A 21,407-nucleotide genomic window follows, 5' to 3' on the forward strand; every position below is an offset into this window, starting at 1 on the left:
CAGGATGCGGTGGAACCGGCCTTGCCGGGCCACTCGCGTTGCCCCCTCGGGGGGCTGAGGACTGCGGCTCCAAGCCTGCCCGCGCAGGCCTGGACAGCCCGAAAAGGTTGAGCCTCTGGCGCAACCGTGGTCTGCAAGACACAAACCACAAACCCTCGCGGCGCGGGGGGCGGGTGTTTACACCCGTTCGAAGATGGCCGCAATGCCCTGGCCGCCGCCGATGCACATAGTCACCAGCGCGTAGCGGCCGTTCACACGCTGCAGTTCATACAGCGCCTTGACGGTGATCAGCGCACCGGTGGCGCCGATGGGGTGGCCCAGCGAAATGCCTGAGCCGTTGGGGTTGACCTTGGCCGGGTCCAGGCCCAGCTCTTTGGTCACGGCGCAGGCCTGTGCGGCAAAGGCTTCGTTGGCCTCGATCACGTCGAGGTCGTTGACGGTGAGGCCGGTTTTCTTCAGCACCGCCTGCGTGGCCGAGATCGGGCCCACGCCCATGATCTTCGGGTCCAGCCCGGTGTGGGCGTAGCCCACCAGGCGCGCCATGGGCTTGGCACCACGGGCCTTGGCCGCTGCGGCGTCCATCAGGACCACGGCCGCGGCCGCGTCGTTGATGCCCGAGGCGTTGCCGGCGGTCACGGTGCCGTTTTCCTTCACGAACACCGGCTTGAGCTTGGCCATGTCTTCGGGCTTGCAGTCGGGGCGGAAATGTTCGTCGGTGGCCCAGCTCACTTCACCTTTTCGGCTCTTGAGCATGACCGGAACGATCTGCTCCTTGAAGCGGCCTTCTTCGGTGGCGCGCTGGGCGCGGTTGTGGCTCTCGACCGCGAGCGCGTCCTGCATCTCGCGCGTGATGCCGTACTTGGCGGCCACGTTTTCGGCGGTAACGCCCATGTGGATGTTGTGGAACGGATCGTGCAGCGCACCGACCATCATGTCGATCATCTTGGTGTCGCCCATGCGGGCACCAAAGCGGGTGGCCAGGCTGGCGTAGGGCGCGCGGCTCATGCACTCGGCGCCGCCGCCGATGGCGATGTCGGTGTCGCCCAGCAAGATGCTCTGGCTGGCGTTGACGATGGCCTGCAAGCCCGAGCCACAGAGGCGGTTGACGTTGTAGGCCGGTGTGGTTTCGGCACAGCCGCCGTCGATCGCGGCCACGCGCGAGAGGTACATGTCGCGCGGCTCGGTGTTGACCACATGGCCGAACACCACATGGCCCACGTCTTTGCCCTCGACGCCGGCGCGGGCCAGGGTTTCCTTGACGACCAGTGCGGCCAGCGCGGTGGGGGGCGAATCCTTCAGGCTGCCGCCAAAGGTGCCAATGGCGGTGCGGGCTGCTGCGACGACGACGACTTCTCTGCTCATGGGGTGTCTCCTGGGAATGGTGTTTGGGGAATCCGACTGACCCCTGTTCGATGCAGCGGGCCAAGCGCCCATGGTAAGCGCGGCTCCCTTACGCCAGGCTTGACGGGCGTCAAACGCCCGTCGATGAACAGGCCCTAGAAGCTTTGCCTCGCCAGCACGCGCAGCCGGCCATCGGCCATCTGACCAGGTCGGGTCAGCAGTATTTCGCCCATGGCCACAAAGCCGCCGGTGAGGGCGCTGATGTTGACCTGGTGGGTCACCAGCACCAGGTTGCGCGGCGCCTTGAACGATTTCAGCGCCCGCAGCACCTCGGCGGTCTGCGTCTCGCGACCGTTTTGCTGAAAGAAGGAGTTGATGGGCGACCACACGGTGTGCCGGCCAAAGGCCAGCTCGGCGGTGTCCACGCAGCGGCACCAGGCGCTGGAGCGCACCTCGTCCAGCACGATCCTTTCGCGCTGAAAAGCGGCCGCCACGCGGCGCGACTGCTCACGCCCCACGTCGTTGAGGTTGCGCTGGGTGCTGCAGTCGCCGATGCGGAAATTGGGCGGGTCGCCAATGCCGGACTCGGTCTGCGCATGGCGCATCAGCAACACATTGCCGCCTTGGCGCAGCAGGGTCCAGAAATCGGCGGCTTCGGTCGTGCTCTGGGCGCGAGCAAGCAGCGGTGCGCCCAGCGCGAGACCCAGCAGCGACGAGGTGAAACGGCGGCGAGGAGTCTGACGCATGGGTTCTCCAGTCGGGGTTCGATGGGCAGGTTGTGGGCGTCAGTCGCGCACGTCGGCCACGGGCTGCTGCCCGAAGTCGGGCCGGTCCAGCCAGGCCAGCACGCGCTGGGCGGCGGCATCGGGAGATGAGAGCTGGCCCTGGCGCTGGAGTTCCACGAAACGCTGGCGGTCGGGGAAAGCGGCCGGGTCACCGGCTCGCAGTTCGGTCTGCATGTCGGTGTCGATCACGCCGGGTGCCAGCGACACCAGCAGTGCACCGTGAGGCCGTTGGGCCTCGTCCAGTGCGCTGCAGCGGGTGAAGTGGTCCATGCCCGCCTTGGCCGCGCAGTATGGCCCTTGTGAGGCCATGGCGTGGCGGCCGAGGCCGGAAGAAATGTTCAGCACCTTGCGCGGGCCGCGCCAGCCCAGGTCGACCCAGGCGCCGGTGGCGCCGAGGAACGCGGCGGTCAGCTGCATCGGCGCTTCCAGGCCGACCCGCAGTGCGTTGGACAGCTGATCGGGTGGACAGGTGTTGAGCGGACCGATGGGGGCGAGCACTCCGGCGTTGTTGATCAGGGTGGCGCTGTGCAGGCTTTCGGAATCAAGCCCGTGCAACCAGTCTCGAAGGCGCTCGCGGCTGGCGACGGTATCGCTCAGGTCCTGCGCCCATTGCAGCAGCGCAGCGCCGGTGGCTTCGGCCTGGCGGGCGAGCGCGGCATTTTCATGGCGCGAGATGCACAGCAGCATGCGGTCGGGAGCCAGCAGCTGCTGTGCCATCGCCAGGCCCATGCCGCGGGAGCCGCCGGTGAGGATGGTGAGGTGTTGGGGTGTGATGCGCATGGCAATCTCCAGAGGTCAGAACGGGCAGGGTGCCACAAAGTGCAGCGCTTCACCGCTGTGCGGGTGATTGCAGTTGAGCGCCTGTGCGTGCAGCAGCAACCGCTGCGACGGATCGGGTGGGGCGGCCGCGTAGAGTGGGTCGCCCACGATGGGGTGGCCAATGGCTTGCAGGTGTACGCGCAGCTGGTGAGAACGGCCGGTGACGGGTTCCAGCGCCAGCCGGGTGCGGCCACCAGGGTCACCGTCTTTCGGACTTTCCAGACGCCAGCGCGTGAGGCTGGGTTTGCCGTGCTCGTGGCACACGATGCTGCGCGGGCGGTTTTGCCAGTCGAGCAGCAGCGGCAGGTCGATGGTGCTCCAGCCGTTGTCGGGCTCGGGGTTGGCCAGCGCGCCGCTGACCACCGCCGTGTAGCGCTTGTGCACCCGCCGCTGTTCGAACGCCAGGCTGAGCGCACGCTGGGCCTCGATGCCGCGCGCCATGAGGACCAGACCGGAGGTGGCCATGTCGAGGCGGTGCACGATCAGGGCGTCGGGCCACTGAGCCTGCGCACGGGCACTCAGGCAGTCCTGTTTGTCGGGACCTCGGCCGGGTACGCAGAGCAGGCCCGCGGGTTTGTCGAACACCAGCAGCCAGGGGTCGACGTGCAGCGGCGTGAGGCTGCTCGTCAAGCCGGGTCGCCCGCGCTCAGCGCTTTGGCCACTTCGGTGGCGTCCAGGCTGCGCGCTGCACCAAAACCGGCAACCTGGCGGGCGCTGCTGGGCACCAGGCGAACAAACCGGAAGTCTCCCAGCGCCGTCATCGGCTCGGCTTCCGGGAACCGGGCGAGGTAGGCGCTGCGGCATTGCTGTGCGTCGTCGCTGCCGGGTTCGGCCCAGGTGGCGTTCACGGACAGCGTTACGCGTGCCAGCGCGTGCACCGGCTCGCTGTCCAGTTCGGCATCACAGACCAGCAGCGTGGCGCGTGGACTGGATCGCAGATGACGGCTGTGCGCGGCCAGCGCGCTGATGTGGATGACGACGCAGGCGGCTCGTGTGTCAATGGCAAACGGGACCATGGACACAAAGGCCACGCCGTCGGGGTCGAGCGTGCCCAGCGCAGCGGTACGGCGGCGCGAAAGCAGTTCGCGCAGCGCCCGCGTCAGGCTGTGTTCGGCCATGCGCTCAGCGCACGATCACCTCGGCGCGGCGATTGCGCGGCTCGACCACCTCGTCCTCGGTGGGCACCGCCAGCTCACGCTCGCCGCGCCCCACGGCTTCGATCAGTGCCGCGGCGAAGCCGCGCTCGATGAGCAGCGCGCGGATCGCCTGCGCCCGCTCCAGAGACAGCTTGTCGTTGGCCTCCAGCGAGCCCTGGCGGTCGGTGTGACCGGTTATCACGATCTCGCCGCCAGCGCGTGCGCGGGCTTGCGTGATTACCTGTGGCAGCTGGGCCTGGGATTGTTCGGTGAGCTGTGAGGTGCCGGGCTCGAACTGCAGCACGAAGCGTTCTGGCGGCTGCGGTTGCAGCGCCACCAGCTGTGGGTAGGCCGAGCGCACCTGATCGGCGGTGGTGGTATCGGTGCTGATGCCGCCGCGGCGGTTCACGTCGGCCACGGCATAGGGCTGATTGAGCACCTGCTCGCCTTGGCCGGTGCTCACCACCACCGCACTCGATGTGCCGCCGGCCTGAGGCAGCAGGGTGACGCGGGTGGCGGGCGCGCAGGCGGCCAGCAGGCCGATCGACAGAGCGACGATCGCTGGGCCGGAGAATCGATTGAGGTGCATGGTCTTCGCTGGCCGACGGGGATCGTCGGCGCCAGGGTGGATGGGAGAGGTCAGCGCGCGGCCTGGGTTTCGACGATGAAGTCGGTGCCGCGCACACCGACCACCGAGGTAGGGGTTTGCACTTTGAACAGGCCGGGGTTGATGCGCGCCAGCAAACCGGTGACCACACGCACCGAGCCTTGCAGCAGATCGAGCAGGAAATTGCCTTCCTGAGTGGTGGCATCGAACTGGAACTTGCTCAGGTCCATGGTGGTGTTGGGGCCCATCGTGAGCACTGTGCCGTCCTTGAGCGTGATGCTCGCGGCGCCGGTGGCGCCGGTGCTCACGCGCTGCGCCAAGCCCACACCGGCGCCAGGCGTCGCCGCCTGGCGAGCGTCTGCCGAACCAATCCAGGCCTCGCCTTGCACCTGCTTGAAGGTGCCGATTCGCGGGACATCCGCGGCTGGTGCGACGGGGTTGGTCTGGGCCCGCGCACCCCAAGACACGAAGGCGAAGCACAGCAGCAGAGACATCAGGCGGGCAAGCTTGGACATGGGGCGAAACTTTCGATCGGGGACGTCGATGGTACCGGAGCTACTCGGTGGCGGGCAACACCGCGGGGAACCTTGCAGGCAGACACTGGTCGGTCAAAGGGAGCTGCGGTCGCAGCCACATCGGTGATGTGCGTTGACTGCGGCGCCGGTGACCCCGGCTTATCATGTTTGTTTGCCTTGGAGGAAATCCTGTTTTGCACGAATTGAATACCGAACGCCTCACCGAACTCGCGATTTCCCTGGGTGCACAGATCGCATTGGCGCTGGTCGCCCTGCTGATCGGCCTCTGGCTCGCTGGCTGGATTTCCCGGCGGGTGGACAGCCGCATGGAAAAGTTGAACGTCGAGATCACCCTGAGGCGCTTTCTTCGCAGCTTGATCGGGCTGGGACTCAAGGTGATGGTGGTGATCAGTGTGGCCAGCATGCTCGGCGTCGCGACCACGTCTTTCATCGCCGTGCTGGGCGCCGCTGGCCTGGCCGTCGGCCTGGCGTTGCAGGGCAGTCTGTCGAACTTTGCCGGCGGTGTGTTGCTCATCCTGTTCAAGCCCTACAAGGTGGGTGATTACGTGGAAATGCAGGGCATCAGTGGTTCGGTGGTGTCGATCCAGCTGCTCAACACGGTGCTGCGCACGCCCGACAACAAGGTGGTGTTTGTGCCCAATGGGCCGGTGGCCAACGGCAACATCACGAACTACTCAGCGGAAGACACGCGGCGCGTGGACATGGTGTTCGGTATCAGCTACGGCGGCGACATTGATCTGGCCAAGACCTCGCTGCGCGAGCTGCTGCAAGCCGACGCACGCGTGCTGCCCGAACCGGCGCCGCTGGTCGTGGTTGGCGAGCTGGCCGACAACTCGGTCAACCTCACGGTGCGTGCCTGGGCTGCCACCAGCGACTACTGGGGCGTGTACTTCGACATGCAGGAGGCAGTGAAGAAACGCTTCGACGCGGTGGGGCTGGAGATTCCGTTTCCGCAGCGCGACGTGCACCTGCACACCGTCAGCCCTTGAGCCTGACCCTTCCATGATCCTGCTCGCGCCCATGGAGGGCCTGCTCGACGCCACGCTGCGCGATGTGCTCACCCGCACCGGCGGCATCGACCGCTGCGTGAGCGAGTTCATCCGCGTGACCAACACCGTGTTGCCCGAGCGCGCGTTTGTGCGCGTGGTGCCCGAGCTGTTGAACGGTGGGAAAACCCGGGCCGGTGTACCGGTGCGGCCACAGCTGCTGGGCTCCGACCCAGCCTGCCTGGCCGACAACGCCGCGCGCCTGGCCATGCTGAATCCACCGGGCATTGACCTCAATTTCGGTTGCCCTGCCAAGACGGTGAACAACAGCCGAGGTGGCGCCGTGTTGCTGGACGAGCCGGAGCTGGTGGGGCGCATCGTGGCGGCGGTGCGGCGCGCCGTCCCACCGCACCTGCCGGTCTCAGCCAAGATGCGCCTGGGTTTCAACGACGATGCGCGCGCCAAAGACAACGCGCTGGCCATCGCCGAGGCGGGAGCCAATGAGCTGGTGGTGCACGCTCGCACCAAGGCCCACGGCTACCGCCCACCGGCTTACTGGGAGCGCATCGCCCAGCTGCGCGAAAGCTTGCCTTCGAGCCTTCGCGTCATCGCCAACGGCGAGATATGGACCGCAGAAGACGCGCTTCGCTGCCGCGAAGTGAGCGGCTGCGAAGACCTGATGATCGGCCGCGGCATGGTGGCCGATCCGGGCCTGGCGCTGAGCATCCGCGTTCAGGGTGGCGTGAGCTGGCATGAAATCCTGCCGCTGCTGACCGATTTCTGGCTGCAGGTGAGCCGCCGGGTGGAGCGGCGGCACCGCGCCGGTCGCCTCAAGCAGTGGCTGTCTGCCCTGCGCCGGCGCCACCCCGAGGCCGATCAGGCGTTCAACACCTTGCGCCTGCTGCACGAGCCCGAGGCCATCGAAGCCTGGCTGAGCCAGCAGGTCGGCACAGCCCCGCCTCGCGGCCTTACACCAGAGCCAGTGGCCTCGTCGCGAGCGGAAATGTCGCCAGCGTGTTAAGTTCCGGCCCCGGACCCGAAAACCACCTTGTATGACGACCATGGAACAAAGGCTCGCCGCCGTCACAACAGAGCGGCTGCGAGGCATGCGGCGCGGCCTCGAAAAGGAGAGCCTGCGCGTTCAGCATGACGGCAAGCTCGCGCTCACGCCCCATCCCAAGTCATTGGGCAGCGCACTCACCCATCCCCACATCACCACCGACTTCAGCGAATCGCAGCTGGAGCTGATCACCGGTGTGCACGACAGCGTGACCGCCTGCCTGGATGAGCTGGCGGAAGTCCACCAGTTCACCGCGCGCTGCCTGCATGCCAGCGACGAGATGATGTGGGCCTCCAGCATGCCGTGTGGGCTGCCATCGGATGAGACCATTCCCATCGGTCTGTATGGACCGTCCAACGTTGGGCGCGCCAAGAGCGTGTACCGCATCGGGCTGGGGCATCGCTATGGCCGGCGCATGCAGACCATCTCGGGTATCCACTACAACTGGTCGCTGCCTGGCGTGGACAACGACGGCTACTTCAGCCTGATCCGCAACTTCCGCCGCCATGCCTTTCTGTTGCTCACGCTGTTTGGAGCCTCGCCCGCGGTGTGTTCTTCGTTTGTCGCTGGACGCCAGCACGAGCTGCAACCCCTGGGCACCACCGGTTCGCTTTACATGCCGCACGGCACGTCGCTGCGCATGGGGCGTCTGGGCTACCAGAGCGAGGCCCAGGCATCGCTGAAGGTGAGTTACAACGGGCTGGAAGGTTATGCCGCGTCGTTGCACGATGCGCTCTCGCGCCCCTGGCCGGCCTACGAGACCATCGGCGTGCGCAACCCGGGCGGCGACTACAACCAGCTCTCCACCAGTCTGCTGCAGATCGAAAACGAGTTCTACGGCACCATCCGCCCCAAGCGGGTGATCTACCCGGGCGAGCGGCCGCTGCATGCGCTGCGTGAGCGAGGCGTGGAGTATGTCGAGGTGCGGCTGCTCGACCTCAACCCGTTCGAGTCCGTGGGCATCGATGCGGCCACGCTGCGTTTCATCGACGTGTTCCTGCTGCACTGCCTGCTCACCGACAGCGCGCCCGACACACCGGCCGAGATCGAGGCGCTGGCCCACAACCAGCAACAGACCGCGGCGCGCGGTCGAGAGCCTGGCGTGCGCCTGCAGCGCGACGGCGCCGAGGTGCTGCTGATCGACTGGGGGCTGGAGATCATCGACCAGCTGGCGCCCTTCGCCCGCGCGCTCGACGAGGCCCACGGCGGTGGGCAACACGCCGAGGCCGTGGATCAGGCGCGCGCCCGTTTGCTGGCGCCTGAGACGCTGCCTTCCGCCCGCGTGCTGCAGTCCATGCGCACCGAGCATGCCGACTCGTTCATCGGCTTTGTGCGCAGCTGCACGGCTCAGAACCAGGACCGGCTGCTGCAGCTGCCCTGGAGCTCCAAACAGCAGGCGCGTTATGAGGCGATGGCGCTGCAATCCATGGAAGACCAGCGCAAGATCGAAGCCGCCGACACCATGCCGTTCGAGATCTATCGGCAGGAATACACCTCGCCGGCGCGCCTGGGGCGCCCGAAGCCGGAGGCCTTGGCCGCGTTGGTCTGAGGCCGGCTCGCTGGCGTCAGACCTCCCCGCCGAAACGTTTGATGAGGTTGGCGATGTACTTGTCGACCAGCTTCTCGAATTCGCCTTCGACCACTGGCGCCACGACCATCTTCATCAGGCCCGGCAGCGGCACGTCGATTTCTCCCTGAATCGCCAGCGTCACGTTGGTCGACTTCTTGTTGTCCACGATCTTCCAGTTGCCGCCGACGAGAGCGTTGCCCACGCCCTTGACCGGTGTCCACTTCACTGTGCCCTTGGCCTTGTCGCTGACGTACTTGCTCGCATAAACGGTCTGGATGTTCACCTGCGAAGTGCCCACCTTTTCCATCTCCCACTTGTAGACACCGTCACCCATGTCGGTGAGTTGCTCGACCTTGGGAAAATGGCTGACCGAGGTCGGCACATCCGACAGCACCTCGAACACCTCGCTGGCTTTGGCCTTGACATCGAATTCGTAACCCAGGTCGATCTTGACGGTGATGGCCATGTTGCTCCTCGGCAGGTGGTTGGGAAGAAAATGATTGTGTCACGCAGTCTGGGCCGCGTCGCTGGGGGCGAACCCGCAGGCGCGCGCGCGGCACAATGCCTGTCTGTCCAGAAGAGTCGTCTTCCATGAGCATCCAGTGGTTTCCCGGTCACATGCACCTCACCCGCAAGGCGATCGCCGAACGGGTCAAAGCGATCGATGTCGTGATCGAGATGCTTGACGCGCGCCTGCCCGGGTCGAGTGCCAATCCGCTCATGGCCGAGCTCACCAGCGGCCGACCCACGCTCAAGGTGCTGAACAAGCAGGACTTGGCTGACCCCGAGCGAACCGCGCTCTGGCTGGCGCATTACAACGCCCAGCCGCGGACCCGTGCGCTGGGGCTGGATGCCAGCCACACGGCGCCAGCGCGCGCCCTGATTGACGCCTGCTTCGAGCTGGCGCCCTTGCGCGGCGGAATGGTCAAGCCGATGCGGGTGCTGATCTGCGGCATTCCCAACGTGGGCAAGTCCACCCTGATCAACACCCTCAAGGGCAAGCGTGCGGCGAAGACGGGCGACGAGGCGGGCGTGACCCGCACCGAATCGCGCATCGCGCTGGCCGATGATTTTTACCTCTACGACACGCCAGGCATGCTGTGGCCGCGCATCGTCGTGCCCGAGAGCGGCTTCAACCTGGCCGCCAGCGGCGCCGTGGGGCGCAATGCCTACGACGACGAAGAGGTGGCCTGGGAGCTGCTCGCCAAGCTCAAGACCGACTATCCGACCCTGCTCGCCGCCCGATACCAGCTCGGTCTTTCGAGCGAAGCCGTTGCCGCGGCCCCAGAGGAAGACCTGCTCGATGCCATCGGCAGGCAACGGGGCGCACTGGCCGCGGGTGGCAAGGTCAACCGCCAGAAGGCCGCCGAGCTGCTGATCGCTGATTTCCGTGCCCTGCACATCGGGCGCATCACGCTGGAAACGCCCACCCAGTTTGATGCCTGGTTGCGGGCCGGCCTGGCCGCGGATCGTGAGCGCGATGCGCGCAAGCATGGCCTGCGCGAAAAAGGCCACATCAAGCCGGCCAAAAAAACCTCGGCCGCCCCCACCCGCAAGCGTGCCGCGCGCTGATCACTTCCTGCGAGAAAACACATGTCCACCATCGCACCCCCCGCCAACCCCGAAGCCGATCCACGCGTGAAGGCTGTGTTCGACGACATCCGCGCCACGCGCCAGACCGACTTCATCAACAACCTCTGGCGCTACCTGGCGTTCGACGCCACCCTGCTGGAAGCCACGTGGGCCGAGGTCAAGCGCGTCATGGCCACTCCTTCCAGCCTGGACCCGCTGACCAAGGAAATGGTCTACATCACCGCCTCCATCGTCAATGGCTGCAGCTACTGCGTGCACTCGCACACCGCCTCGGCCACCGCCAAGGGCATGACGAACGAGCAGCACGCCGAGCTGCTGTCCATCGTCATGCTCGCGTCCAAGACCAATCAGCTCGCCACCGGTTTGCAGGTGCCGCTGGACCCGGTGTTCGATCGCGGGTGACTGGCGCAGAGGATTGACGCTCGTCAATGCAGCGGGCGCGCAGCAGGTGGAGCATTGCAAGCGTTGCCATCTGGAGGCCATGCCATGACCGAAGTCCGCCGCATCCTGCTCATTGAAGGCCACCCCGACACGGTGAGCCAGCACCTCAATCGCGCGCTGGTCGACGCCTATGCCGAGGGTGCGCAGTCGGCTGGGCACGCCGTACGCCGCCTGCGAGTTGGAGCGCTTGACTTTCCGGTGCTGAGAACCGCCCAGGCCTGGCACCACGAGCCCGTACCGCCCGTGCTCCAGCCGGCGCAGGATGACATCGCCTGGGCACAGCATGTGGTGATCTTCTTTCCACTCTGGCTGGGCGATATGCCCGCACTGCTCAAGGCCTTTCTGGAGCAGGTGGCGCGGCCGGGCTTTGCAGTCGGTCCCGAAGGTGCCAAGCCCTTCGGCCACAAGCCGCTGTCGGGACGGTCGGCGCGGGTGGTGGTGACCATGGGTATGCCGGCGCTGGCCTACCGCTGGTTTTACCGTGCGCACAGCGTCAAATCGCTGGAGCGCAACATCCTGGGTTTTGTGGGCTTTGCGCCAGTCAACGAAACGCTGATCGGGATGGTGGATCAGCTCGGCGAAAAGGGCGTGGCGAAATGGAAGGCCCGGCTGCGCAAACTCGGGCGAGAGGGGGCTTGAGGGGGTTCAGTGCGTTAACGTGACGCGCATCGCACGGCCGTCGGCCAGCGTGGCGCAGGCCCCTTGAGGCTGCGGTGTGAGCCGCTCAATGAGCCCGGGCAGAGGCTTCAGATCGGCCAGCTCGGTCCACTGGCCCGGGGCATCCCAGCGCAGCGCGTGCAAGGCGCGACGGGTCATGTCGGGCAGCACGATGGTGGGACGCTGGTCGGGTTGCATCACGATCACCGCGAGGTCCTGCTCCAGGGCCCCCATGCGGTGGTTGGACACATCCAGCGCGCGCGCAAACGGCACCAGGGCCGGCGGACGGTAATGCAGCAGCTGCAGCACACCGCCGATGTGCGGCGTGGTCACGGTGGCGAGGTCGAGCTGGCCGTCGCCATCGAAGTCGGCCACCCCCACCGGGTTGAGCCAGCGGAAGGTGGAGCCGGCGTACGGACCTCGGGCGAGTTCGACCAGGCGGGGCTTGTCTTGGGTGGGGTCGATGCCCAGGACCACCAGCGAAGCGCCGCGCAGGGCGTCGGCTTCGATCAGCAGGATTTCCTCACGGCCGTCGCGGTCCAGGTCGACGATGCGCGGCACCCGGTCCTCGTAGACCCGGTTCAGCGGCAGCGTCAGCTCGACGATCTGCCAGCCACCGCTGCGGGCTTTCACCTTGGCGTGCACGCTGCCCGCGTGCACCGGCGAGCCCAGTGCACCATGGGGATAGCGCCGGGTAGGAGACCCAAGCCAGACCCAGGCCAGATCGTGCTGACCGGCCACCACCTGGCTTTCGGGAATGCGCTGTTGCGCTTCGGCAGGCTGCGCTTGCTGGCGATGTGAAGCGCGCTCGATGGGGCTGCAGGACTGGGCCTGGGGGGCCACGGTCAGGCCCATGGCGGTCGCTGTCAGCGGATGCAGGCTCAGGCAGGTGAGCAGGACACCCAGGACCGGCTTCAGCCGGGAGACAAAAAGAGGAAGGTGCAGCGATGAGGACATGCGCATCGGTCGCGCATGCCGCTCAGGTCTTACACCGCGCAGCGCCGCCAGGCGCCGGTGCACGCTCAGGCAGCGACCTTGACGCCCTTCCAGAACGCCACGCGGCCGCGGATGTTGTCGGCTTCGGGCTTGGGGTCAGGGTAGGTCCAGGCGGCGTCGGGATTGATCTCGCCATTGACCAGGAGCGAGTAATAGCTGGCCTGGCCTTTCCAGGGGCAGCTGGTGCGGTGGTTGCTGAAGGTCACGTACTCCCGTTTGAGCGAGCTTTCGGGAAAGTAGTGATTGCCCTCGACCAGCACCGTGTCGTCGCTCTCGGCCACGACCACGCCGTTCCAGGTGGCCTTCATGAGGCTGGCCTCATTTGGTTTTCTCTTTGCCGCGAGGGATCACGGCGGTCATCGGCGGCGTGGGACGGTCTGAGGTGACCGGACCCTTGGGTGCGGAAGTGTCCTTCTTCGGCTTCTTGGCCATCTTTTCGTTGCGCTGTTCTTTGCCCATGAGGTACTCCTGTGAGGATTCGGGTGGAATCGGCGGATGTTAAGCCAGAAACGAGGGAAATCAGAGACCCAGCCAGCCGGCCAGATCCTGCGTCGCCATGGATCCGGCGCGGGTGATGACCTGACCCGTTTGCGGCTGGCGCGCGACGATGAAGGGCACCGAGTCGGCGCCCAGCCGGTTGAGCAGGGTGGTGTTGGTCGCGATGGCCTTGGCAACGTCGTCGGGCACGCTGGACGGGGCCGACATGCCACCCTGGCCAGCCAGGATGGACTGCTCGTGAGCGTTCATGGTCTCCAGCGGCTGGGCCGCCTGCATCAGCGCCGCGCCCTGGGGCAGGCTCTTGGCGTTGATGATGGCCACCGGCAACCAGACGAACTTGACCTTGTTGTGCAGCGGAAGCGAGGCGTTCCACAGGTGGCCGCAATGCGGGCACTGCGGATCGAACAGCACGTAGACCGGGTTGGCGCTCATGAGCGCGCCCACGGTGAAGCCCTTGCCCTCGGCGCTCAGGGCGCTGTGGGCCTGATCGACGGTGATCGGTGCGGCGGCAGCTGGAGCGGGTGTGCTGTCCTGCGGCGAGCAGGCGGCAATCATCAAGGCAACAGAGGCGAAGAGCGGGAGGGTGAGGGTGCGAAAGGAGGGCATGGTCTCGGGGAGCGGAACGAGCAAAAGCGCGATGATCCGATTGTGCCGCGTCGCCATCTGTCGGGCTCAGCCGAAGCTGCGCGCGTGCGCCAGCTGGCCCAGCCGCGCCGTGGCTTCGAAGAACCCGGCCACCATCTCGTCGATGATCTGCTGCGCGGTCATCACCCCTGTGATCAGCCCGGCGCTCTGGCCGGCCAGGGCTGGCGCGGCCTCCATGTCGCCGTCGAAGTACACGCGCTGGATGCCGGCGAAGGTGTCGGGCGGCATCACGCCTGCCTCGTGAATTTCAGCCGTGCGTTGCGACTTCAGCGCGCGAATGCAGGGGCTGGCCTTTTTGTTGAGCACCCAGGTACCGGTGTCGCCGGCCTGCACGATGGCCTGTTTGAAGTTGTCGTGCACCGGGCTCTCCGCGCTGCAGACAAAGCGCGTGCCCATCTGCACCGCTTCGGCGCCCAGGGCAAACGCAGCGGCCATGCCGCGGCCGTCCACGATGCCACCGGCCGCGATCATGGGCACGTCGACCCGCGCGCGGATCGCCTGCAGCAGCACCAGGGTGGAGACCTCCTCTGGATTCTTGAAGCCACCGCCCTCGGCGCCCTCGACCACCAGGCCGTCGATGCCGGCGTCGACGCACTTGAGCGCGGTCTCTACCGTGGGGACGGCGTGGTACACCGTGATGCCCGCGCTTTTCAGCGGAGCGATGAACTTGGCCGGGCTGCCGGCCGAGGTGGTCACGAATTTCACACCCGAGTCGCAGACGAAGCGCAGCATGGCGTCGTCCTTGAGAAAACGGATCGGCAGGTTGACGCCGAACGGCAGACCGGTGGCCGCCATCTTCGTGATCTCGGCCTGGCAGTTCGCGGTCTCACCCGACGAGGTTTCGATGATGCCCAGCCCGCCTGCGCGCGAGACGGCCGAGGCAAGCGGAAAGCGGGCGATCCAGCCCATGGGGGCCTGCACGATGGGGTAGCGCGCGCCAGTGTGAGCGAGTACGCGGTTGGGATGGGTTTGCATGGGGCTCCTGGCCAACAAGGCAAACGCACATTGTTGTGGCGATAGCCGCCCGGCGCTTGTCGCTCGCGTTACCGCCACTGGCGTGGTCCTGAAAAAGGCTGCCGGGTCTGGGCCCGGCAGCCTGGGGCGGTGCGTTGAGGTGCGGTGCCGAGGCGGCCTTCGATCAGCGCGCGAGGATGATGCTGGCGATGATGCCGGTGGCAATGGCGACCAGCACATAGTCGCCGCCCACCTGCACCCACTGCTGGCCGTGCGGCGGCGGCGCCAGGCGATGCACGCGGTGGTTCACCACCACGTACTGCTGGTTGCGGTATTCGCGCGGCAGGTAGGCGCCACGGCGGAACTCGGGGCCGCGTGCGTTGTAGTAATAACGGCGCTGGTCCTGGCGGAAGTCGCGGCGGTCGTAGCGGTCATCGTGTCGGTCGGCGCGTCGCTCGTAGCGGTCATCTCGCCGATCGTCGCGCCGCTCGTAGCGGTCATCTCGCCGATCGTCGCGCCGCTCGTAGCGGTCATCTCGCCGATCGTCGCGCCGCTCGTAGATGTCTTCGCGTCGCTCGACGCGATTGTCCTGGCGCTGCTGCTGAACGCTTTTGCCGCGCGGGTCGCTTGCTCCGTGGTCATGCTGGGCAAACGCGGGCAGAGCGCTCATGCCCAAGGCGGTGGCGAGCACGGCGCTGATCAGTTTGGTGGATTTCATGGGGACACTCCTGGGGTTGGGGTGTCTGCATGGTGGCTGAGCCTTGTGTCGCCAGGGTAAAGCGCAGACCCAGATTTGCAAAGTTGGGTTGCTGGCTGTGCAGGCCCGCCCCGCCTCAACTCAGTCCGGCGGTTTCCTTGGCGCGCAGCTTGGCGGCGATGTATTCGCCATGCGTCACGTGCAGCAGACCGGCCACCTTGCTGATCACGTGGTTCTCATTCGCGTCGAGGTGCGCGTCCGCATAAGCCACCTGCCACATGGCCTCGACGACGCGGATTTTCTGCTCCTGGGTGAAGCGCTCGTTGAGCTGGCTGGTGAAGCGCTGGTAGTCGTAGGCGGTGTGCGCCGTGTCCTGTGCCAGTTCGATCAGCGCGGCGATCTCGTTGTCATGCAGGCTGAATTTGTTGCGCAGCGCGGTGACCACGGTCGCTCGTTCCGCCGCATCCAGCGTGGGTTCTGCGCGCAGCACCTCGACCAGCAGCACCGCGGTGGCGAGCTGCAGCTGGTGTTCCTGGTCTTGCGGGCTGGTGTTAGAGGAAGCCTCGGTCAGGCTGTTGAGCAGGTCTTTGAGGGTTCTGAGCATGGAGGTCGATGGCTGAAAGCAGACAGGATGGAGCTGGTCAGTGGTCCGCAGGTTCCCGGGCCCAGACCAGCAGCAGGTTGTTCGCGGGCATGGCGTGGCGTTCGCGCAGCACAAGGCCGGCTTGCTCGGCCTGCTCGACCACGTCGTCCAGCTGGCGCAGCCCCCACGCCGGGTTGCTGGCGCGCAGGTTGGCGTCGAAGGCCTGGTTGCCCGGCGAGGTCGGCACGCCGTGTTCCAGGTAGGGTCCGTAGGTGACCAGCACGCCGCCCGGGGCGAGGTGGATCGCTGCGCCCTGCATCAGGCCACCGCAAACCGGCCAGGGAGCGATGTGCAACAGGTTGGCGCAAAAAATCAGGTCAAACGCCTCGGGTTGACCTTCGCGCTGGATGGGCCAGGCGCGGGCGAGCACATCGAGGCCAAGCGCAGGGCGCACGCGCGCTGACAAGCCCTCAATCTGCACCCGCGCATCGATGGCCTTCACCAGCGCTTCGTCGGCCTCGGTGGGCTGCCAGGTCCAGCCGGGCAGCTGCTGCGCGAACGCCACTGCGTGCTGCCCGGTGCCCGAAGCGATTTCCAGCGCGCTGCCGCGCTCGGGCAGCAGCGCCTGCAATCGCTCCAGAATGGGTTGCTGGTTGCGCTCGGCCGCCGGGCTGAAAGGCAGATGGTTCACAGGCTCAACGGGCGCGCAAGCCTTGGGCCAGCGCGCCCAGCGCAATGCCGGCCAGCGCCCAGAGCAGCGCCCAGTTACCTGTGCCCAGGGCTGCGATCGCAGGTCCAGGGCACACGCCGCACAGGCCCCAGCCCACGCCGAACAGCGCCGAGCCCTGCACGGTGTCGCGGTTCCAGCTGGCCACGTGGCTGTGGAAGCGCTCGCCCAGCAGCGGGCGGCCCAGCCAGCGCGGCGCCAGCTGGTAGGCCAGCAGCGTCACCACCACGGCGCCGCCCATCACCAGCATCAGGCCCCAGTCTTCGAAGCGCAAAAAGCTCAGCACCACGTCGGGCTGCACCATGGTGGACAGCGCCAGGCCAAAGCCGAACAAGGCGCCGCACACCAGCACCACGGCGAACTCGCGCAGGCGCAGCGCGTTGCCCGGGGCTTGTTGGGGTGCGCTGTTGGGCATGACAGCGCTCATGGCAGCCACCACGCTACGAGGTTGGCGGTGAGAAACGCCGTGCCCATGAAGGTGAGCACCGCCAGCAGCGACGGCAGCTGCAGCGACCCCAGGCCGCAGATGCCGTGGCCCGAGGTGCAGCCGTTGCCCAGCCGCGCGCCGTAGCCCACAAAAAAGCCACCCAGCAGCAACAGGCCCGCCGGCACCTCGGTGCGCAGCGGTGCGCCATCGCCCAGCAGCAGCCACCAGACCAGCGCCCCCAGCACCAGGCCCGTCGCGTAGACCAGCCGCCAGCCGCGCGAGCTGGTGAACCGCACCTGGTGGAAAAACGGCGTGCGCAGCACAAACGACCAGCTGGAGCTGAACACCGTGCTCATGCCGCCGACCAGGCCGGTGAAGACGAACAACAGCGCGACGCCGCTGCCGATGATCAGGCCGCCGAGCAGGTAGTGCTGCCAGCCGAAAGGAAAAAGGTCTTGGAGAAGTTGCATGGCGACAAATTATCGGGGGGTGTCCGCGGAGCCGCTGGCGGCGACAATCAAAACCATGTGCACCAACTACACGCCGGCCACGCCGACTCACCTGTTGGCACTGGCCGAGCTGGGCGGTCTGGGGCGCCTGGGGGTGCCGGCCGAACCCTGGCCGGTCGAGACCTTTCCGGGCTACCTCGCGCCCATCCTGCTGCGCGATGCGGCGGGCGGGGTGCATTGCCAGCTGGCGCGCTACGGGCTGGTGCCGCGCTGGTGCCGCGATGCCGAGCAGGCCACCACGCTGTCCCGGCGCACCTACAACGCGCGCAGCGAAACCGTGGCCGAGAAGCCGAGCTACCGCGCACCCTGGCGCGAGCGGCAGTGGGCGCTCGCGCCGATGGATCACTACTTCGAGCCCTGCTGGGAAACCGGGCGAGCGGTGCGCTGGCGCCTGCACCAGCCCGACCGCGCGCCGTTTGCGGTGGCGGGGCTGCACGAACACTGGGTCGACCGCGCCACGGGCGAAAGCGTGCGCAGTTTTTCGCTGCTCACGGTGAACGCCGACGACCACCCGGTGCTGCGCCGCATGCACCGCCCGGGCGACGAGAAGCGGCGCCTGGTGGTGGTGCCGCCGCAGGCGTTCAAGGGCTGGCTGGGCGCGTCGGTCGACGAGGCACAAGCCATGCTGGTCGGTGGCTCACCGGATGGGCTGCAAGGCGAGCCGGCGCCGCGCAATGCCGCTCAACGCCCGCCGCTGCCCGAGACGCCGCAGGCCTCACTCGACTGGTGAGTGCAGTGGTCAGCCAGCGTGCTGAACCGCCAGGCCTTCGTGCACCAGCGTCAGCGATTCGGTGGCGATGTCGCTTCCCAGCGCATTCAGCGGCCCGTAGTCCAGACGACACGGAAAGGCGGCGCGCAGCCGCCAGCTCACCACCGGTTCGTGGCTGGCGTTGAGCAGGTTGATGCTCACGTCGCGCCGCTCGGCCTCGCTCCCGCGCACCGTGTTCATCCATTCGAAAAACTCGTTGTCACCCGGCTCGATGGCCCGCGTCAGCACCACCGGCGCAAAACGCTGCAGGCCCGGCACCAGCCTGGCGGCGCCGTCCCGCGATGGGCCTTCGCGAAAGGGCGTGATGTCGACCTCGGTGGACAGACCGCTCACCGACACGAAGCCGATGCGCCGGCCACCCCACTCGACCTGAAAGTGGTTGTTGCAAAGGGCTGGGTTCATGAACCATCTCCTCAGGTGATGCCAGAGCCGGGCAACAGGGGCGGGTGCGCGCATGGGGCGTTCGGCAAGGTTGATGTGGTGGGAAGCAATGCCCCACCACCGTACCGCAAGTGCGGCGCTCACGCATCCCTTCGGCGAGTGATTTGCGCGAGTCAGTTCAGCTGGCAGTCATCGCCAGGGCGAGAATTGGAGTTTGCCCCTAATTCCTCCCTGGCTTTACTAGTTCCCTAATCCTTCTAATTTCCCAGCCAAAAAACTACTCATTTTCAAACCTCAGGTACAGAGAGACCAGTAAAAACACAATCGAAAAAGAACCAGTCCCAGCGACGAACCCATTAAGCATTGCCAAGCCTGCCAAAGACTTGGATGTAGGTGGAAAAACTAGCACTGAAACAAGTAAAAGCAGCAAAGAAATGGCTTGCACTCGCTGATCGCGAATCGCCACACCGAGGTGTCCCAGCGAAGCTGAAATTCCGGCAATTGCCCCGGCTGTAATTGCCAGGGAGTTAAGCGTGAAAAAGTAGTTCAGTAATAGGAAACCCAAAACCGAGACTGCCAACAAGAATGGTGCGAACCTGGAGGTTTCACGCCACCGCGCACACTCTTCGAGTGTTGAATTTCGCAATGCTGACAATTTAATCATACGAAGAATTGGGACCAAATACTAACTATTCAAACTTCAAACTGTCCGCAGACCCATTGCTCACACCACGTCTAGAAAAAGCGCCGGATCGACCATGACCCGATTCAGCATGACGCCCCAGTGCAGGTGCGGCCCCGTCACGCGGCCGGTGGCGCCGACCGCGCCCAGGCGCTGGCCCGCTTCCAGGGTATCGCCCACGGCGACGTCGATGGCGCTCAGGTGGCAGACCATGCTGAGCAGGCCGCCGCCCTGGTCGAGCCAGACGGTGTGGCCGTTGAAGAAGTAGTCGCCGGTGTCGATCACCCGTGCGGCCAGCGGGGCCAGCACGGGGGTTCCGGTGGGTGCGGCGATGTCCATGCCGCTGTGGGGGCTGCGGGGCTGGCCGTTGAATACGCGGCGCAGGCCGAAGGAACTGGATCGCGGGCCGAGCACGGGCGCCTGCATGCGCATGGCCTCGGGCTGTTCTGACCACGCGGCGGGTGCTTCGCTGAAGGTGGCGATCACGGTTTGCTGGTGGGCGCGTTCGCGGTTGTGGCGGGCCAGGTCTTCGGGGGAGAGGTCCACCGTCTTGGGCGCCACGCGCAGCCGCTGTTCGGCGTAGCGCTTGGGCGCAATGGTGTAGCCGACGTGGCGCGGTGGCTCGCCCGCTGTGCGCAGCTCGATCGAAGCTTTCCCTAGTGGCGCCGACAGCGGGATGCCCAGCAACACGGTCCAGCCCGCGGGGTCGCCAAGCACCAGCAACGGCACACCATCGGCCGCGGCCTCGGGGCGACTGGGCGCGGCGCCCAGGGGCAGGCGCACCACGCCACCGGGCACGGCCGAGGCGCGGGGCCAGGCGTCGGTCTCCGAGGCCCAGGTGGAGCGGCCCGTCACCAGCGCGCCGATGGTGGCCAACAGGGCGGAACGGCGGGTGGGGTGCCAGTTGGTCACGGTGCGATCGGGGCCGCGCGTCAGGTTTGCATCAGGGCCGCATTTGGGCCTGGATGGTTTCGCCGAGCTCGATCACCGCCATGGCGTAGTAGCTGCTCCAGTTGTAGCGGGTGACGACGTAGAAGTTGTCTGTGCCGGCGACGAAGCTGCGCGGCGCCGCGCCGTTTTCCAGCTCCACCAGGGCGAGCTTGCCGCTGTGCTCCAGCGCTGTGCCGTCGAGCAACGCGCCCTTGGCGGTGAAGCTGGCCACGCTGAAGCTGGGCAGGATGTCGGGCGCGAGCAGGGTGTCCAGGTCGGCGGTGGGGCTGAGGTTGACCGGGTAGTGCGTGGGCATTCCCGGTTGCCAGCCAAAGGCCTGGAAGTAGTGGGCCACCGAGCCGATGATGTCGGCCGGGCTGTTGAACAGGTCGACCCTGCCGTCGCCATCAAAATCGATCGCGTACTTCACCCAGCTGCTGGGCATGAACTGCGGCCAGCCCATGGCGCCGGCGTAGCTGCCGCGCAGGGTTTGCGGATCGAGCCCTGTGCGGCGGGTGAGGCTGAGGAACTGCTCCAGCTCGCCACGGAAAAACTCGGTGCGCGCCGAGGCACGCGGGTGGCTCTGCGGAAAGTCAAAGGCCAGGGTGGTCAGTGCGTCGATGACGCGGAAGTTGCCGGTGTGCTGGCCCCACAGCGTTTCCACTCCGATCACGCCCACGATCAGGCTGGCCGGCACGCCGAATTCGGCTTCAGCGCGCGAGAGCGTTTCGCGGTGGTCTTCCCAGAAGCGCTGGCCGGCGCGCAGGCGCACCGGTTCGATGAAGCGCGCGCGGTAGGCGGCCCAGTTCTTGGGCGTGCCCCGGGGGGCAGGTGCCATCAGCCGCGAGACCTGCGGCAGGCGCTGCGCCTGGCCGACCTGATCGCGCACCCAGGCCGGGTCGAGATCGCGCCGGGCGGCGAGGTCGTCGGCGAAGGCCATGGCGGCTTCGCTCTGAGCGTAAAGAAAAGCGGGCGCTGGCGGGGGCCGCGACTTGGCTGCCACCTTGCCCGAGGCCTGCGCCGCGCCGGGCAGGGTGGTCAGACAGAGGCATGTCAGCAGCGCGGCGCGGCGCGCGGC

General features: G+C 66.8%; 29 protein-coding genes. 7 read left to right on the top strand and 22 right to left on the bottom strand.

The annotated features are described in order from the left end of the window. Positions 1 to 177: 177 nt before the first annotated feature. The 7 genes from bktB to QUV25_RS07125 all read right to left on the bottom strand — a co-directional run bounded on the left by bktB (position 178) and on the right by QUV25_RS07125 (position 5,203). Positions 178 to 1,362 carry a beta-ketothiolase BktB gene (gene bktB / locus QUV25_RS07095; protein WP_300862711.1) on the bottom strand — a complete coding sequence of 395 codons (1,185 nt, stop codon included), beginning with the start codon at positions 1,360 to 1,362 and terminating at the stop codon, positions 178 to 180. Positions 1,363 to 1,496: 134 nt separating this feature from the next. Continuing rightward, positions 1,497 to 2,087 carry a histidine phosphatase family protein gene (locus tag QUV25_RS07100; protein WP_300862712.1) on the bottom strand — a complete coding sequence of 197 codons (591 nt, stop codon included), beginning with the start codon at positions 2,085 to 2,087 and terminating at the stop codon, positions 1,497 to 1,499. Between the two features lie 39 nt (positions 2,088 to 2,126). Further along, complete coding sequence (locus QUV25_RS07105; RefSeq protein WP_300862713.1) at positions 2,127 to 2,906, bottom strand: SDR family NAD(P)-dependent oxidoreductase; 780 nt, start codon at positions 2,904 to 2,906, stop codon at positions 2,127 to 2,129. A 15-nt stretch (positions 2,907 to 2,921) separates the two neighbouring features. Next, the gene (locus QUV25_RS07110; protein WP_300862715.1) at positions 2,922 to 3,575 is read right to left on the bottom strand and encodes an RluA family pseudouridine synthase; all 654 of its coding nucleotides are present in this window, start codon (positions 3,573 to 3,575) and stop codon (positions 2,922 to 2,924) included. Next, positions 3,572 to 4,063: a HugZ family protein gene (locus QUV25_RS07115; protein WP_300862716.1), complete on the bottom strand. Its 492-nt coding sequence runs from the start codon at positions 4,061 to 4,063 to the stop codon at positions 3,572 to 3,574. The genes QUV25_RS07110 and QUV25_RS07115 overlap by 4 nt, the downstream gene beginning before the upstream one ends. A gap of 4 nt (positions 4,064 to 4,067) precedes the next feature. Continuing rightward, positions 4,068 to 4,670 carry an OmpA family protein gene (locus QUV25_RS07120; RefSeq protein WP_300862718.1) on the bottom strand — a complete coding sequence of 201 codons (603 nt, stop codon included), beginning with the start codon at positions 4,668 to 4,670 and terminating at the stop codon, positions 4,068 to 4,070. A gap of 50 nt (positions 4,671 to 4,720) precedes the next feature. After that, on the bottom strand, positions 4,721 to 5,203 hold the full coding sequence (locus QUV25_RS07125) for a FecR family protein (protein ID WP_300862719.1): 483 nt from the start codon (positions 5,201 to 5,203) through the stop codon (positions 4,721 to 4,723). A gap of 194 nt (positions 5,204 to 5,397) precedes the next feature. Between QUV25_RS07125 and QUV25_RS07130 the strand changes: the two genes are divergently transcribed. From QUV25_RS07130 to gshA, 3 genes are read left to right on the top strand one after another with little or no spacing between them, the layout of a single operon-like run. Then, complete coding sequence (locus QUV25_RS07130; RefSeq protein ID WP_300862721.1) at positions 5,398 to 6,213, top strand: mechanosensitive ion channel domain-containing protein; 816 nt, start codon at positions 5,398 to 5,400, stop codon at positions 6,211 to 6,213. 13 nt (positions 6,214 to 6,226) lie between these two features. Next, positions 6,227 to 7,231, top strand: coding sequence for a tRNA-dihydrouridine synthase (locus QUV25_RS07135; protein WP_300862724.1), 1,005 nt, complete (start codon positions 6,227 to 6,229; stop codon positions 7,229 to 7,231). Positions 7,232 to 7,262: 31 nt separating this feature from the next. Beyond that, positions 7,263 to 8,819, top strand: coding sequence for a glutamate--cysteine ligase (gene gshA, locus QUV25_RS07140; protein WP_300862725.1), 1,557 nt, complete (start codon positions 7,263 to 7,265; stop codon positions 8,817 to 8,819). 16 nt (positions 8,820 to 8,835) lie between these two features. On the opposite strand, the gene QUV25_RS07145 is transcribed toward gshA, so the two are convergent. Continuing rightward, positions 8,836 to 9,306, bottom strand: coding sequence for an SRPBCC family protein (locus QUV25_RS07145; protein ID WP_300862727.1), 471 nt, complete (start codon positions 9,304 to 9,306; stop codon positions 8,836 to 8,838). Between the two features lie 125 nt (positions 9,307 to 9,431). On the opposite strand from QUV25_RS07145, the gene ylqF reads away from it, so the two are divergent. The 3 genes from ylqF (at position 9,432) to QUV25_RS07160 (ending at position 11,513) form a co-directional block, all read left to right on the top strand. Continuing rightward, positions 9,432 to 10,412 (top strand): ribosome biogenesis GTPase YlqF, encoded by a 981-nt coding sequence (ylqF, locus tag QUV25_RS07150; protein WP_300862728.1) that lies wholly within the window; start codon positions 9,432 to 9,434, stop codon positions 10,410 to 10,412. 21 nt (positions 10,413 to 10,433) lie between these two features. Next, positions 10,434 to 10,835 (top strand): carboxymuconolactone decarboxylase family protein, encoded by a 402-nt coding sequence (locus QUV25_RS07155; protein ID WP_300862731.1) that lies wholly within the window; start codon positions 10,434 to 10,436, stop codon positions 10,833 to 10,835. A gap of 84 nt (positions 10,836 to 10,919) precedes the next feature. Next, positions 10,920 to 11,513, top strand: coding sequence for an NAD(P)H-dependent oxidoreductase (locus tag QUV25_RS07160; RefSeq protein WP_300862732.1), 594 nt, complete (start codon positions 10,920 to 10,922; stop codon positions 11,511 to 11,513). Between the two features lie 6 nt (positions 11,514 to 11,519). Here the strand turns inward: QUV25_RS07160 and QUV25_RS07165 are convergent, their stop codons facing one another. The 10 genes from QUV25_RS07165 to QUV25_RS07210 form a co-directional block, all read right to left on the bottom strand. Beyond that, positions 11,520 to 12,488 (bottom strand): VCBS repeat-containing protein, encoded by a 969-nt coding sequence (locus QUV25_RS07165; protein ID WP_300862733.1) that lies wholly within the window; start codon positions 12,486 to 12,488, stop codon positions 11,520 to 11,522. 65 nt (positions 12,489 to 12,553) lie between these two features. Continuing rightward, entirely contained in the window at positions 12,554 to 12,835 is a 282-nt protein-coding gene (locus QUV25_RS07170) for a DUF427 domain-containing protein (protein WP_300862735.1), read from the bottom strand. Between the two features lie 10 nt (positions 12,836 to 12,845). After that, positions 12,846 to 12,986: a hypothetical protein gene (locus tag QUV25_RS07175; RefSeq protein WP_300862736.1), complete on the bottom strand. Its 141-nt coding sequence runs from the start codon at positions 12,984 to 12,986 to the stop codon at positions 12,846 to 12,848. A 60-nt stretch (positions 12,987 to 13,046) separates the two neighbouring features. Further along, complete coding sequence (locus QUV25_RS07180) at positions 13,047 to 13,631, bottom strand: DsbC family protein (RefSeq protein ID WP_300862737.1); 585 nt, start codon at positions 13,629 to 13,631, stop codon at positions 13,047 to 13,049. 66 nt (positions 13,632 to 13,697) lie between these two features. Then, positions 13,698 to 14,645 (bottom strand): nitronate monooxygenase, encoded by a 948-nt coding sequence (locus tag QUV25_RS07185; protein ID WP_300862739.1) that lies wholly within the window; start codon positions 14,643 to 14,645, stop codon positions 13,698 to 13,700. 163 nt (positions 14,646 to 14,808) lie between these two features. Beyond that, a complete protein-coding gene (locus tag QUV25_RS07190) occupies positions 14,809 to 15,342 on the bottom strand; it encodes an RcnB family protein (RefSeq protein ID WP_300862740.1) in 534 nt (177 codons plus the stop codon). Positions 15,343 to 15,457: 115 nt separating this feature from the next. After that, the gene (locus tag QUV25_RS07195; protein ID WP_300862742.1) at positions 15,458 to 15,925 is read right to left on the bottom strand and encodes a TerB family tellurite resistance protein; all 468 of its coding nucleotides are present in this window, start codon (positions 15,923 to 15,925) and stop codon (positions 15,458 to 15,460) included. 37 nt (positions 15,926 to 15,962) lie between these two features. Continuing rightward, positions 15,963 to 16,595: a DUF938 domain-containing protein gene (locus QUV25_RS07200; RefSeq protein WP_300862744.1), complete on the bottom strand. Its 633-nt coding sequence runs from the start codon at positions 16,593 to 16,595 to the stop codon at positions 15,963 to 15,965. A gap of 4 nt (positions 16,596 to 16,599) precedes the next feature. After that, entirely contained in the window at positions 16,600 to 17,058 is a 459-nt protein-coding gene (locus tag QUV25_RS07205; protein WP_300862746.1) for a YeeE/YedE family protein, read from the bottom strand. Next, positions 17,055 to 17,528 (bottom strand): YeeE/YedE thiosulfate transporter family protein, encoded by a 474-nt coding sequence (locus tag QUV25_RS07210; RefSeq protein ID WP_300862749.1) that lies wholly within the window; start codon positions 17,526 to 17,528, stop codon positions 17,055 to 17,057. Before QUV25_RS07210 ends, QUV25_RS07205 begins: the two co-directional genes overlap by 4 nt. Positions 17,529 to 17,583: 55 nt before the next feature. Between QUV25_RS07210 and QUV25_RS07215 the strand changes: the two genes are divergently transcribed. Next, positions 17,584 to 18,297 (top strand): SOS response-associated peptidase family protein, encoded by a 714-nt coding sequence (locus QUV25_RS07215; RefSeq protein ID WP_300862751.1) that lies wholly within the window; start codon positions 17,584 to 17,586, stop codon positions 18,295 to 18,297. A 9-nt stretch (positions 18,298 to 18,306) separates the two neighbouring features. Here the strand turns inward: QUV25_RS07215 and QUV25_RS07220 are convergent, their stop codons facing one another. From QUV25_RS07220 to mltB, 4 genes are all read right to left on the bottom strand, one after another. Then, positions 18,307 to 18,738, bottom strand: a complete 432-nt coding sequence (locus QUV25_RS07220) for a phage tail protein (protein WP_300862752.1) — start codon at positions 18,736 to 18,738, stop codon at positions 18,307 to 18,309. Between the two features lie 256 nt (positions 18,739 to 18,994). After that, a complete protein-coding gene (locus QUV25_RS07225; protein ID WP_300862754.1) occupies positions 18,995 to 19,381 on the bottom strand; it encodes a hypothetical protein in 387 nt (128 codons plus the stop codon). A gap of 60 nt (positions 19,382 to 19,441) precedes the next feature. Continuing rightward, positions 19,442 to 20,275: a peptidoglycan DD-metalloendopeptidase family protein gene (locus QUV25_RS07230; RefSeq protein ID WP_300863079.1), complete on the bottom strand. Its 834-nt coding sequence runs from the start codon at positions 20,273 to 20,275 to the stop codon at positions 19,442 to 19,444. Between the two features lie 67 nt (positions 20,276 to 20,342). Then, the gene (mltB, locus tag QUV25_RS07235; RefSeq protein ID WP_300863080.1) at positions 20,343 to 21,269 is read right to left on the bottom strand and encodes a lytic murein transglycosylase B; all 927 of its coding nucleotides are present in this window, start codon (positions 21,267 to 21,269) and stop codon (positions 20,343 to 20,345) included. Positions 21,270 to 21,407 lie beyond the last annotated feature (138 nt).

The organism is Hydrogenophaga sp., from assembly GCF_030373245.1.
Taxonomy (GTDB): Bacteria; Pseudomonadota; Gammaproteobacteria; order Burkholderiales; family Burkholderiaceae_C; genus Hydrogenophaga.